The 13,269-nt window shown below is 52.0% G+C and carries 12 protein-coding genes and 1 pseudogene; 10 read left to right on the top strand and 3 right to left on the bottom strand.

Annotated features, from left to right (window positions below):
• Positions 1-712: 712 nt before the first annotated feature.
• From rpmH to mnmE, 5 genes are all read left to right on the top strand, one after another.
• On the top strand, positions 713-847 hold the full coding sequence (gene rpmH / locus MIH19_RS22400; RefSeq protein ID WP_026224022.1) for a 50S ribosomal protein L34: 135 nt from the start codon (positions 713-715) through the stop codon (positions 845-847).
• A 15-nt stretch (positions 848-862) separates the two neighbouring features.
• On the top strand, positions 863-1,279 hold the full coding sequence (rnpA, locus tag MIH19_RS22395; protein WP_249006952.1) for a ribonuclease P protein component: 417 nt from the start codon (positions 863-865) through the stop codon (positions 1,277-1,279).
• Positions 1,279-1,542, top strand: coding sequence for a membrane protein insertion efficiency factor YidD (yidD, locus tag MIH19_RS22390; RefSeq protein ID WP_249006951.1), 264 nt, complete (start codon positions 1,279-1,281; stop codon positions 1,540-1,542). The genes rnpA and yidD overlap by 1 nt, the downstream gene beginning before the upstream one ends.
• Positions 1,543-1,546: 4 nt before the next feature.
• The gene (yidC, locus tag MIH19_RS22385; RefSeq protein ID WP_249006950.1) at positions 1,547-3,259 is read left to right on the top strand and encodes a membrane protein insertase YidC; all 1,713 of its coding nucleotides are present in this window, start codon (positions 1,547-1,549) and stop codon (positions 3,257-3,259) included.
• A 120-nt stretch (positions 3,260-3,379) separates the two neighbouring features.
• Positions 3,380-4,750 carry a tRNA uridine-5-carboxymethylaminomethyl(34) synthesis GTPase MnmE gene (gene mnmE, locus MIH19_RS22380; protein ID WP_249006949.1) on the top strand — a complete coding sequence of 457 codons (1,371 nt, stop codon included), beginning with the start codon at positions 3,380-3,382 and terminating at the stop codon, positions 4,748-4,750.
• Between the two features lie 86 nt (positions 4,751-4,836).
• On the opposite strand, the gene MIH19_RS22375 is transcribed toward mnmE, so the two are convergent.
• On the bottom strand, positions 4,837-5,667 hold the full coding sequence (locus tag MIH19_RS22375; protein WP_249006948.1) for a DUF126 domain-containing protein: 831 nt from the start codon (positions 5,665-5,667) through the stop codon (positions 4,837-4,839).
• Positions 5,668-5,847: 180 nt separating this feature from the next.
• Here MIH19_RS22375 and MIH19_RS22370 point away from each other — a divergent pair.
• A pseudogene (locus MIH19_RS22370) lies at positions 5,848-6,046 on the top strand (Crp/Fnr family transcriptional regulator); the annotation flags it as partial.
• Here MIH19_RS22370 and MIH19_RS22365 read toward each other — a convergent pair.
• Together MIH19_RS22365 and MIH19_RS22360 are read right to left on the bottom strand one after the other, a co-directional pair.
• On the bottom strand, positions 5,976-7,370 hold the full coding sequence (locus tag MIH19_RS22365) for a diguanylate cyclase (protein WP_249006947.1): 1,395 nt from the start codon (positions 7,368-7,370) through the stop codon (positions 5,976-5,978). The pseudogene MIH19_RS22370 and the gene MIH19_RS22365 overlap by 71 nt on opposite strands.
• A gap of 356 nt (positions 7,371-7,726) precedes the next feature.
• Positions 7,727-8,185 (bottom strand): YchJ family metal-binding protein, encoded by a 459-nt coding sequence (locus MIH19_RS22360; RefSeq protein WP_249006946.1) that lies wholly within the window; start codon positions 8,183-8,185, stop codon positions 7,727-7,729.
• 114 nt (positions 8,186-8,299) lie between these two features.
• Between MIH19_RS22360 and MIH19_RS22355 the strand changes: the two genes are divergently transcribed.
• From MIH19_RS22355 to MIH19_RS22340, 4 genes are all read left to right on the top strand, one after another.
• The gene (locus tag MIH19_RS22355) at positions 8,300-8,965 is read left to right on the top strand and encodes a DUF2959 domain-containing protein (protein ID WP_249006945.1); all 666 of its coding nucleotides are present in this window, start codon (positions 8,300-8,302) and stop codon (positions 8,963-8,965) included.
• A 227-nt stretch (positions 8,966-9,192) separates the two neighbouring features.
• Complete coding sequence (gene ilvD, locus MIH19_RS22350; protein ID WP_249006944.1) at positions 9,193-10,884, top strand: dihydroxy-acid dehydratase; 1,692 nt, start codon at positions 9,193-9,195, stop codon at positions 10,882-10,884.
• Between the two features lie 212 nt (positions 10,885-11,096).
• Positions 11,097-12,572, top strand: coding sequence for a sodium:proton antiporter NhaD (gene nhaD, locus MIH19_RS22345; protein ID WP_249006943.1), 1,476 nt, complete (start codon positions 11,097-11,099; stop codon positions 12,570-12,572).
• Positions 12,573-12,702: 130 nt separating this feature from the next.
• On the top strand, positions 12,703-13,263 hold the full coding sequence (locus MIH19_RS22340; RefSeq protein ID WP_249006942.1) for a DUF3833 domain-containing protein: 561 nt from the start codon (positions 12,703-12,705) through the stop codon (positions 13,261-13,263).
• Positions 13,264-13,269 lie beyond the last annotated feature (6 nt).

Below are 13,269 nucleotides of genomic sequence, written 5' to 3'. Positions count from 1 at the left end.
ACCGTATCGGCACCACCTGATAACAAAACACTGCGTTTTTCTGAGGCCTTGAGATTTTTACACCACGAGCCTTTGAAGAGAACTCGCGATTCTACCCTGCCGAGACCACCAGTAAAAGCACTCGAAGCAATTCATAAACAGCCTGTGGATAAAAATAATAATATATTTCATAATCTTATAAACTTACTGACAGCCTTGTGTACAGAAAATAAAAACACAAATGTTATGCACAGAGGTGTGTGTACATCTGCCACTGGCCCCTGTGGAAAACCTGGGCACACAAGGTGCATAACTAACCTGATTTTCCTGATCTAAAGTTATCCACAATTTGCATCACCCTTATCCACAACCCTCACTGGCACTTGTTATCACCTTCGCCAACTGGACAACCACATGATTTATATCGTTTTAAACTCCTTATCCACAGAAAAAGGCCTGTGTAATAACAGTAGTATTCAATCTTTAAAGAGAATTATAAAAGAACAATTACTACAGTTAACTGAACGTGTTTTATGTTTTTTTGCACAGACGGCGTGCCAGCTGAAAAGGGAAATTAACCAGGCTCAATAAACTTATTTCGGCATCCGTGAAAACAACCCGTTTATTAGCGTTGAATTTCCACTAGGATTTGCATAGAATGCCGCTCCTGTTTTGGTTGTTCATTTTCCAACCACAGACTGAATTCCTAATCCAGAATTGTGAGATCATTCCCATGAAAAGAACGTTTCAACCAAGCGTACTGAAGCGTAAGCGCGTTCACGGCTTTCGTGCCCGTATGGCCACTGCAAATGGCCGTAAAGTTCTGGCTCGCCGTCGTGCAAAAGGTCGCGCACGTCTGTCTGCGTAATTTTTGGTCTGCCTCATGAAGGCTTTGAACTTTCCGAAATCACATCGCCTGCTCAAACCGGCTGATTACGGCAAAGTCTTCGATGACGTGCAACTGAAAGTTCCTCACCGGAATTTTCTGATTCTGGCAACGCCCAATTCTCTGGGACATGCCAGAATCGGTCTTATATTTGCAAAAAAGAACTTGAAACTGGCTGTTCAGCGCAACCGTGTTAAACGCCGAATTCGTGAAACATTCAGGTTAAAACGGCAACTCCCGGCACTGGACATCATTATTCTTGGCCGTCAGGGCCTAGCACAGTTAGACAATAATCAGGTCAATCTAGCCCTGCTGGATCTCTGGCAGCGACTGGAACGCAAATACAGCAAACTGCAATCCTCCCCGGCGTCCGTAGCCTCTGTAACACCTGGCAAAGCAAAAGGAACGGAATAATGCGCCAGCTTTTGCTACTGCCCATTCGTTTTTATCAGTATTGTCTCAGCCCGGTGCTACCCAGCCGTTGCCGCTATTACCCCACCTGTTCAGATTACGCTGCCCAAGCTATTACCCAGCACGGCGCCGCTAAAGGCTCTTCGCTCGCGTTAAAACGATTGCTGCGGTGTCATCCGTGGGGGAGTTCCGGTTATGATCCGGTTCCGGGCACCTGCTCTGCCAAGCACCATCAAGTTCCAACAACTCACGAACCCAGACAGTAAATTTATGGATATTAAACGCATCGTACTTTTTGCCGGCCTGGCGATCGTCAGTTATCTGATGGTGCTCGCTTGGAACGAAGACTATCACCAGCCTGTACCAGTCGCTCAAAACAGTGAGCCTGTAGACTTTTCCGCCAACAGTAATAGTGAAAACATGACGCTGCCCGAGGCAGGTGGCGCCAATATTGACAACTCCGGTGAGTTAGCCACGCCAGAGAACAAGACTGCGCTAAGCGGCACGAATAGCACGAACAGTGGTAGCATTAGCAATCAATACGTTCACGTAATAACAGATGTGTTTGACATCACCATAGACCGTGTCAGCGGTAATCTTATCAGCAGCTCCCTTCTGCAGTATGACAAGGAACTGAACGGTAACGAGCCATTAAAGCTCTTGTCGAATACCCAAAACCGGCTATACGTGCTGGAAAGCGGACTCATAGGTCGAGATGGCCCGGATAACAGCCGTAATGGCGATGTACCGGTGTACAGCTCACCTCAGACTAGTTACCAGATGGCTGAAGGTGAAAATCAGCTGGCAGTGGATTTAAATTACACCACTGGCAGCGGCGTAAACATTATCAAACGCTTCACCTTCAACCGCGACGACTATCAGATTGGTATCCGCTACTTGATCGATAACCAATCAGAAAGTGAGTGGCAAGCGAACTTTACCGGCAAAATTGTGCGTGACCAGGCCGGTGATCAAACGTCCCAAAATAGCATGGGTATTAAAGCTTTCTTGGGATTAGTCGTCAGCACGCCTGAAGATCCTTATGAAAAGTATGACTTTGACGATCTTAAAGACAAACCAATCAACCAGTCTGTCACCAACGGCTGGATGGCGTTTCTGCAGCATTATTTCCTGACAGCCTGGGTACCAGAGCCAAACCAGCAGGCCCAGTTCCAAACCACACGCCGCGGCCCCTTGGCTGTTATGGGTTTTGTCTATCCAGCAACGAACGTACCTGCTGGGGAAACCGTTGAAGTAGGCGCATCGGCGTACGTTGGTCCAAAAATTATTGACCGACTGGAAACGGTAGCTCCAAATCTGGACCGTACCGTGGACTTTGGCTGGCTGTTCTTCATATCTTTACCGTTGTTTGTTGTGCTGAATTGGTTCCACGGAATCATCGGTAACTGGGGTGTGTCGATTATACTTTTGACCGTGTTGGTTAAAGGCCTGTTCTTCCATCTGTCAGCAACCAGCTACCGCTCTATGGCACGAATGCGCGCGGTAGCGCCTAAGTTGGCTCGTATGAAAGAACTGTACGGTGATGACCGCCAACGTATGTCCACAGAAATGATGGCGTTGTACAAGCGTGAAAAAATCAACCCGTTGGGCGGCTGTTTGCCCATACTGGTGCAAATGCCGGTGTTTATTTCCTTATATTGGGTTCTGTTTGAAAGCGTACAGCTGCGCCACGCACCTTTCGCGCTGTGGATTCACGATTTGTCGGTGATGGACCCGTACTTCATTTTGCCGATTATCATGGGTGCCAGCATGATGCTGCAGATGCACCTGAACCCCACGCCGCCAGACCCCATGCAGGCCAAAATCATGAAGTTGATGCCGGTCGTATTCACCATCTTCTTCCTGTGGTTCCCGGCAGGTCTGGTACTGTACTGGGTAGTGAACAACGTTCTGTCTATCAGTCAGCAGTGGTACATTACTCGCAAGATTGAAGCTCAAATGGCGGAAAAAGGCACTAAATAGTCTAATCAGTCAGGTTATCCAGCAAGGGCTCCGTTATGGGGCCTTTGTTGTTTCAGTACTCTGAAAAACCAAGCGTTATAAACGATCTTTTCCCGCTCATATTGCTCTGGAGCTGCAGCCATGAATCACCCCACAGAAACGATTGCAGCCATCGCCACCGCACCCGGCCAAGCCGGCGTCGGCATTGTGCGGGTTTCTGGTCCCCAGGCGACCGTTATTGCCTTCAGCCTGCTGGGTTACGCACCTAAACCGCGCTATGCCCACTACGGCCCGTTTAAAGACCGTCAAGGCGAGTTGATCGATGAAGGTATTGGCCTGTTTTTTCCAAACCCCCACTCGTTCACCGGCGAAGACGTGTTCGAACTCCAGGGCCATGGCGGAACCGTTATTCTGGACCTGCTGCTAAGGGAGGTGTGCGCCCTGGGTGCAAGGCTGGCCAGGCCTGGAGAATTCTCCGAGCGAGCCTTTCTTAATGACAAGCTCGACCTGGCCCAAGCAGAAGCCATTGCCGATCTGATTGAAAGCAGCTCTGAACAGGCAGCCAGATGCGCGGTGCGTTCTATGCAAGGCGTGTTCTCGCGGCGTATTGAAACGCTGGTGGACGCGGTTACCCACCTACGGATTTATGTGGAAGCCGCTATCGATTTTCCGGAAGAAGAAATCGACTTTCTGGCCGATGGCAAAGTCGCCACCGGTCTTCAGAATCTGCGGGACCAGCTTCAGGGCATCATGCTGGAAGCCCAGCAGGGCACTATTTTGCGGGATGGCATGAAAGTAGTGATTGCCGGTAGGCCCAACGCCGGTAAATCAAGCCTGTTGAACGCTCTTGCTGGCCGTGAGGCGGCCATTGTGACTGCCATAGAAGGCACTACCCGCGACGTTTTGCGGGAACACATTCACATTGACGGCATGCCGCTGCACATCATCGACACCGCCGGCTTGCGCGATAGCCCAGACGAGGTGGAGCAGATTGGCATTGCCCGCGCATGGGATGAAATCCGCCAAGCCGATCGCATACTGCTCATGGTGGATGCCACCACCACTGATAAAACCAGCCCTCATGAAATCTGGCCAGATTTTATTGACCAGCTGCCAGCTGCAGCGCCGATTACGGTCATCCGCAATAAGGTGGATTTATCGGGTGAAAGCGTAGGCTTATTTGAAATATCCCCACAACAGGCCCCGGTTGTCCGCTTGGCAGCAAAATCCAGCGCGGGTTTGGACGCACTCAGGGATCATTTAAAGCAGTGTATGGGCTTCGCGAGCACCACTGAGGGTGGTTTTCTGGCCCGCCGCCGTCATTTAGACGCGCTCGAACGAGCCGCCGATTTTCTGGTGCAGGGCCAGGCTCAGCTTGAAGGCTATGGCGCTGGGGAACTGTTAGCGGAGGATCTTCGGGCTGCGCAGGATGCACTGGGAGAAATTACCGGACAGATAACGCCGGACGAGCTTTTAGGCAAGATTTTTGGCTCTTTTTGTATTGGAAAATAAGTATGGTAGCGACCACTACAATTTCGTTTGATAAGTGTTAGAAAAGGGGTCGTCATTTTAATTCCTTTAAAATTGATCAAATGGTTTCAGGTAGCTGCGGCCAGCCATTCCGGGACTTGTTCGCCTGCATGGCCACTGCATGCGGCATTAACACACGCGGCCAGGCTGCCAAAATGCACCTTTCGCCCTGTCAGGTTAGGGGCGTAGTGGGCGTACTTTCCTGAGTTCGTCATCAGCGTCCGGGCTGTTGACGATATGACAGGTTCGCCAATCATGCACCAGCAAGTGTCATTGATCAGCAACGCACCAAACGTCTCTAATCTGCTGATGTAACCCGCCGCACGTGCCTGTTCGTGAACGGCACGGCCTAATGTCACTGCCATGCAAACATTGATGTCCTTTTCGCGACCATCGCGGTCTGTCTGACTGAGTTCGACTGTTGAGCCTTCAGTAATGCTTTGCTTATCATCCGCAGAGTCCCGGCTGTTTTCAGCCTGACTGTCAGAAACGCTCAGTTGCGTTCCCTGAAGGCGACCAAACTGAGCTCGCTCCAACGTCGCAAATGACTCTGTATCAAGATAGAGAACGGGGATCGACTGTTTGAATAACACGTCAGCGATTATGACACCGAGAGTAAGGATTTCCTCTCTTTCAGAAAATACTAGGGCTGCCGGTGCATGACCGTTTGTTATCAACTCAAGCAACACGCTGCTGCCGGTGCAAGAGCCCCTCCCACCGGGTATGGCTAAAATCTTTCCAGTTATATTTTGACCGCTTAACGAGTGGTGCCGATCTATCACCTCACCCGTGGAAGAGTGAATTCCACCCCAAAAGCTAATACCAGCGTCGGCATACAATATCTCACCTTCAGCTTTACCATTGACTAAGCTGCGTCCAAAAAGTGAAAAGTCAGACATCCACTACTCCATTTCAATAAGCATTGTGTTGAAGCTTGGTGCTACTCTGGCTAGTCAGGGGGAAATAGTGATGCACTGAACACCCTGTTACGACACTGACCCACAGACTGCAAAATAAGGGTGGCAAGGTCGATAAAACTGTCGTTGACTCCCCGAACACAATCAGTTGCTGGTCGCTTTTCCCAGAAGCTCACTGCCAACGTGCTGGATGTTCGCTGCAAGGGTGTTACGGAAGCGGCTGAAACTGGGCGCAATTCAATACCACCGTGGCCATATAACCATCATCGACAGGTCGGCACTCGAGGCGCTTAATTGTGAATGCTACGCGGTGGTTGAGAGAGAAACTGAACGTCTGTCTTCCTACGGCACCATTCTTTAGGCCAGTTATCGTGGTTTTCTGCCAAGGCTACCCCGCTTCTGGCGTCGGTTGGCTGGCGTTTCAGGCTTTTAATGCTATACATGGCCTCATCCGCTGTTTTTATCAGCGCCTTGGCGGTCTCGCCATTTTCGGGATATATACTAACGCCGATACTTAGCTGAAGCGCAATGTTCTGCCCCTCAACTACCATGGGCATCGCCGCCGTTTTACTTATTTTTTTGGCAACAGAAAACGCTTGAATCGGCTGCTCAATTTCGCTCAGTAACACCGCAAATTCGTCACCACCGTAACGGCAAATTATATCCGTTGATCGTACACAGCTTCGAAGCCTGCCAGCCAGTGTGGTCAAAACCGCGTCACCACTATCATGGCCAAAAACATCGTTAATCTGCTTGAATTTATCAAGATCAATAAATAACAATCCCATTTGTTTCTTATGCCGTTTTGCGAGCGCAAGGGACTGTTCAAAACGCTCGTAAAAGGCGTTGCGATTGTGCAGGCCGGTTAAGGTATCGTGTTGTGCAAGGTACGCCATGCGGGAGGTGGTTTCGTTAGAAAGCTGCGCGTCGTGAAATACAATCACCGCTCCGATAACCACGCCATCGCGGTTGCGAATAGGTGCTGCGGAATCTTCTATAGCGACTTTTGAGCCGTCTTTGGTTATTAGCAAAGTGTTTGCTGCAAGGGCGACGATACTGTTTGACTGAATAGCCCGTTGAGCTGGGTTCGTCACGGGCTTGAGGCTTGTTGAATCCACTACCTGGAAAATTTCGCTCAATGGTCGCCCGATGGCTTCGTTAAAGTCGAAGCCGGTCAACGCCTGTGCCACCAGGTTCATGTAAGACACCAGGCCATCAATATCAACACTCACCACGGCATCGCCAATGGAGTTGAGCGTGACCTGTGCCCGTTCCTTTTCCTCGAACAATTGTTCCTCGGCCACTCTCCGTGCTTTCTCATGGAGTTTATAGACGCTTATATCTTCAATCGCATGCACGTAACCACTACCCGGAATGTGGTCCGTCACCAGTGCCGCGTTGTGGCGTGTCCAGACAACGTCGCCATTGCGAAGTGCTACTCGTGCTTCGAATAGAAAGTCACCTTGCCCCGACACCGCCGTTTCCCAATGGCTAATGGCTTCGTCGCGATCCTGCGGATGGATAACCAAGCTCCAGTGTGAGCCGATCAACTCATCGCCGGACCAGCCGCACAGCTTTTGATAGGCGGCGTTGCTGTAAAGGCAATTGCCATTCTGATCGGTCACCAGAATGCTCAGAGGCAGTTCATCACTCAGCGGAACGCGTTCGCCAAAGACGGGCTTCAAGGTTTTGCCACCTGTTGACTGAAAAACATTGAAATACTGCGGCAGGCTTCACTAATCTCTTTAATGATGAGGTCAGCGCGGGATAACCGCAGGCGAACGAAGCTCATGATGTCTGCGTCTATATCATCACATCGTATGTTCCGAGCTGTCCAACACTTGACAGCGAGTTCGGTCAAAATGGAGAAATTTTAACGCAACAAGATTATTAAACGAGATAAAAATACTCACTGTTTTTTTGCCGTCCGGTCGCTACCGCACACCAAAAAATTTCCTTTTCTCAATCGTTCAGGGTTCACTATTCCGGCGCCATAATGTGGTTGACGGCGTGGTAATCACCCTGGTAAATATTACTCAAACTAAAGGCAACAAGCCTTGAATTTTAGGCCACTACCACAGGGGCAGAGTTCATTGCGCCCCGGTTTCAGAACGCCCTCGTGGGGCTCGCCCTGCAGGTAATACCAGCGGCCATTTTCCCGCACAAACTGCGAGTGTTCCTGTAAATAACCCCAGCCCGGATGCAGCCGGTAAATGGCCTGAAAGTGTACCTGACCGGTTCCGCCCGTCTGACTGCTGCTCAAAATACGCAGAGCCGCCCAGTCTGGCGCGTCGTCCAGATTCAGCGTTGGTGGCCGGGTGCTGTAATGCCAGCTGGCGCGCACATAGTCGCCAAGTTTGAGTGCAAACCCACTGAAACGAGAGCGCATCAACGCTTCGTGTGTGGGCGCAGGAGTGCCCTCGTGGTAGCGCTGACAGCATTCGGCGTAGGTCTTCTGGCCGTCGCAGGGGCAGTGTGGGATATTAGATGACTCAAGCATTATGATGGCGCGTTTACCATGGTGGTTAGGCTACAGTTCATAAAGAGTATAACAGCCCGTTAAACACCGTCTCGTTAACCGACGTATTCAGCGACAAAAGGACCTATTTACAGCATGTTTACTCACATAAAACGTTTTCCCGCACTTACCCGCGTAACCGGCCTATTGTGTCTGCTGGTGTTGTTCAGCGGCTGCAGCTCCATGTATTACAGCGCCATGGAACAAATAGGCGTAGAAAAACGCGATATCCTGGTGGACAGGGTTGGCGAAGCCCGTGATGCCCAAAGCGACGCCCGTGAAACCTTCCGTTCATCATTGGAGCGGTTTCAAAGCGTGGTAGACACGCCTAATACCAGCTTGCAGAAAAAATACGACACAATCAGTGACGCTTATAACAACAGCGAGAACGCAGCAAAACGGGTTCGTGACCGTATCGAATCGGTTGAGAATGTATCGGCGGCTTTGTTTGATGAGTGGGAAGACGAGCTGAAGCTTTATAAGAGCGCGGCTTTGCGCGAGAACAGCGAGCGGCAGCTGGATGAAACCCGCGAGCGTTATAGCAGTCTGATGAGCAGTATGCGTCAGGTTGAAAAACGTATGGGCCCGGTGCTGCAAGCGTTTGAAGATCAGGTTTTGTTCCTGAAACACAATTTGAACGCCCAGGCGATTGGCGCTTTGGAAGGCGAGCTTGGGCAGATTCGCCAAAATGTAGACAGCCTGATTCGCGATATGGAAGCGTCCATTGCCGAGTCTGAGGCGTTTATAAAGCAGTTTCGCTAAGGCGCCCTTTAACCGGGCGCAATGTGCGGCGCGGCTGTTTTCAGCTCGCGCCGCACACGATGCCGCAAACGGCATGTGAGTGAGTGATAAAAGTGTGACCCATTCTGTGCCGTCAACCGCGGTAATATTTCAGCGCTGTGGAGTCCTGGTGTAAACTTGCGGCCCAACCCTCTTAAAGCCGCCCGTCACCCGCAACGACAGGACGACAAAAACAAGGACACAGCGCCATGAGTGATACCCCCCAAGACCCTCGCCGCCGTTATTCCGCCCCGGTTGTAGACGGTGTGGCTAAGTCCGCCAGCCGTTCCATGCTGAGGGCCGTCGGTTTTAACGACGAAGATTTCAGCAAACCGCAGATTGGCATTGCGTCTACCTGGAGCATGGTCACCCCGTGTAACAGCCACATCAACGAACTGGCCGACATTGCTTGTAAGGGTGCAGACCAGGCCGGTGGCAAAGGCGTTATTTTTAACACCATTACTATTTCTGATGGCATTGCCAACGGCACCGAAGGCATGAAGTATTCCCTGGTGTCGCGGGAAGTCATCGCCGACTCCATTGAAACTGTGGCCGGTTGTGAAGGTTTTGACGGTCTGGTAGCCATTGGCGGCTGTGACAAAAACATGCCTGGCTGCATCATGGGTCTGGCGCGGCTTAACCGGCCCAGCGTGTTTGTTTACGGCGGAACTATTTTGCCCGGCGAAGGCCACACCGACATTATTTCCGTGTTCGAAGCGGTGGGTGCCCATGCCAAGGGCGAACTGTCGCTGATTGAAGTGAAGCAGATTGAAGAAACCGCTATTCCCGGCCCCGGTTCCTGTGGCGGCATGTACACCGCCAACACCATGGCGTCGGCCATAGAAGCACTGGGTATGAGCCTGCCCGGCAGCTCGGCGCAGAACGCAGTGTCGAATGACAAAAAAGCCGACTGCGAAGCCGCCGGCGCCGCGGTCATGAATCTGCTGGATCGGGATATCAAACCCTCCGACATCATGACCCAACCCGCCTTTGAAAACGCTATCACTGTGATCATCACTCTGGGTGGTTCCACCAACGCTGTACTGCACCTGATTGGCATGGCCCACACGGTGGGTGTAAAGCTGACTCTGGATGATTTCACCCGTATCGGTAAAAAGGTTCCATTGCTGGCAGACCTGCGCCCCAGCGGCCACTACATGATGAGTGAATTGGTGGCCATTGGCGGCATTCAGCCGCTGATGAAAATGCTGCTAGATGCCGGCATGTTGCACGGCGACTGCCTGACGGTAACCGGCAAAACCCTAGCGGAAAACCTGGCCACAGTAGAACCCTACGCCGACGGCCAGAAAATCATCAAGCCTCTGGATCAGCCGATCAAAGCGGAAAGCCATCTGCGCATTTTGTTTGGTAATCTGGCGCCGGAAGGCTCCGTGGCAAAAATTACCGGTAAAGAAGGCACCCACTTTAAAGGTCGGGCACGGGTGTTTGGTTCGGAAGAAGAAGCCCAGGCGCGAATTCTGGATGGCACCGTGGTGGCTGGCGATGTGCTGGTGATCCGCTACGAAGGCCCACGCGGCGGCCCTGGCATGCGCGAAATGCTGTCACCCACCTCGGCGATTATGGGCCGTGGGCTGGGCAGCGATGTGGCCTTGATAACCGACGGTCGTTTCTCCGGTGGTAGCCACGGCTTCGTAGTAGGCCACGTTACTCCGGAAGCGTTTGATGGCGGCCCTATTGCCCTGGTGCAAGACGGCGACGAAATCGTAATTGACGCTGTTGCCGACAGTATTGAGCTGAGCGTCAGTGATGACGAACTGCAACACCGCCGCGAAGCTTGGCAGCAACCGCAACCGCGCTACACCCGCGGTGTGCTAGCCAAGTACGCGCGCACCGTAAGTTCGGCGTCGACCGGTGCAGTGACGGATCTGCCCGAGCTCTGAGGACAAGCTCGGCGCCGTTACCGCAGATAGCGGTACGGCGCCGAGTGTAAATTGTCGAAATCTTCACTATGAAAACCAATGGTAGTTAACGAAAAAGCGGCTTTAAACGACATCAGTCAAGCTCTTTGCAACTGCTTTGCGCTCTAATAGAGCCCACTCTTAGAGTGCACTCTAAATTACCAAAACCCAAGAACACGTTCAGGTGCCTATTAATGTCACTCTCAATGTCACTCTCCCTCGCTGTGGCTGCCCGGCGCTGGCCGGTATTCCTTCTCAGTGTATTTTTCACCCTATTTGCTTTTAGTGGTTCTGCCTTGGCCGCACCGGCCGAGACCATGGACTTGACCAACCATCCGGTGGGCTACATTGCCATCCTGCTGTTTGTGATTGCCTATATTTTCGTCATGATGGAAGAAAAGCTGCATCTGCGAAAATCCAAGCCGGTGTTGATAGCCGCTGGTTTGATCTGGTTTGCGGTAGCCGCTGTTTACGTGGCCAATGGTGATAACGAAAGCACCGCAGTGGCACTGCGCCACAACTTGCTGGAGTTTTCCGAGCTGATGCTGTTTTTGTTGGTCGCGATGACCTACATAAACGCTATGGAAGAGCGGCAGTTGTTTGACGCCTTGCGGGCTTGGTTGGTGGGCAAAGGTTTCAGTTACCGGAGTCTGTTCTGGATTACCGGGGTGTTGGCATTTTGTATTTCGCCGGTAGCCGACAACCTGACCACCGCTTTGCTGATGTGCGCGGTATTGCTAAAAGTGGGTGAGAACAGTCCGAAATTTATCAGCCTAGGCTGTATTAATATTGTTGTTGCGGCCAACGCCGGTGGTGCATTTTCGCCCTTTGGCGACATCACCACGCTGATGGTGTGGCAAAAGGGCGTCGTTGATTTCATGGAGTTTTTCGACCTGTTCATACCGGCGCTTGTGAGCTTTATGGTACCGGCCATCATCATGAGTTTCTTTCTTCCCAATGACATGCCCAACCCGGCGACGGAAGCGGTCATTATGAAGCGCGGTGCTCGCCGCTGCGTTGCCCTGTTTCTGCTGACCATCATCACCGCTGTTAGTGGCAGCAACTTCCTGCACTTACCGCCGGTGGTGGGCATGATGATGGGTCTGGGATATCTTCAGATATTTGGTTATTACCTGAGCCGGACTTTCAAACAGCATGTGGAAAATGAACGCAAACGGGCTGAGGTGCACCAGGACTTCCGCTTGCTGACCCGCCTGGACAAGGCGTTGCCGTTTAACGTGTTCAACCCGATTGCCCGTGCTGAATGGGACACCCTGTTGTTTTTCTACGGCGTGGTATTGGCGGTGGGTGGCCTTGGTTATATTGGTTATCTGAGCGAAATTTCGACGCTTATTTACACTGGCTGGAACCACACCCTGGCTAACGCTGCGGTGGGTATTTTGTCGGCGGTGGTGGATAACATACCGGTGATGTTCGCGGTGCTGTCAATGAACCCGGACATGTCCCACGGCCAGTGGCTGCTGGTTACCCTGACAGCGGGTGTAGGCGGTTCCCTGCTGTCTATTGGCTCAGCGGCCGGTGTGGCACTGATGGGCCAGGCCCGTGGCCATTACACCTTTATGAGCCACCTGCGCTGGACTCCGGCTATTGCCTTGGGCTACGTGCTGGCCATATTTTCCCACCTTTGGCTTAACGCTGCTCTGTTCTGAAACTCTGGCGCCCACCGAAATCTGATCGGAACCTCGGGCGCCAGCGTAATTCCCTCAGTTAAGCGCTATTCTTGCGGTGGTCGCTGTATCGCGGCCGCCGTACCACGCCACAGTCTCAGGGAGTGTAAGAATGATGAAAATTTTGTGTTTCGGCCGTGTATGGGGCTGGAGTCGACTGTGGATACTGCTACCGTTCTTTGCGCTTGGCGGCTGTGCCGGCCCATCGTTGGATGATTATAAAGATCGCTCACCAGCGTTAGTGCCCGACCAATTCTTCGCTGGCAATCTGTCTGCCCACGGAGTGGTCAAAGACTGGTCTGGCGCTGTTATTCGTACCTTTGACGCGGATATCACGGCATCATGGACCGAGCAGGGCGTGGGCACGTTAGACGAGGTGTTCCGCTTTGATGATGGCGAAGTACAAACCCGGGTATGGACCTTAACGCCAGACGGCGATAGTTATCGCGCCACCGCCGGTGACGTTACCGAAGCCGGCACCATGCGCTGGTCGGGCAATGCGATACACATGAATTATCTACTGGAGGTGGCCTATGGCGACGGCACCCTTGAGGTGCGCATGGACGACTGGATGTACCTGGTAACGCCAGATACGCTGATCAATCAGACCACCATGAGTAAGTGGGGTATTGATGTGGGCGAACTGGTTTTGGTCATTCAAAAACAACCGTAATCGCCA

The sequence above is a fragment of the Marinobacter sp. M1C genome (assembly GCF_023314135.1).
Classification (GTDB): Bacteria; Pseudomonadota; Gammaproteobacteria; order Pseudomonadales; family Oleiphilaceae; genus Marinobacter.
The sequence above is the reverse complement of the archived record's forward strand: the minus strand, read 5'-3'. Positions and strand labels throughout refer to the sequence as shown.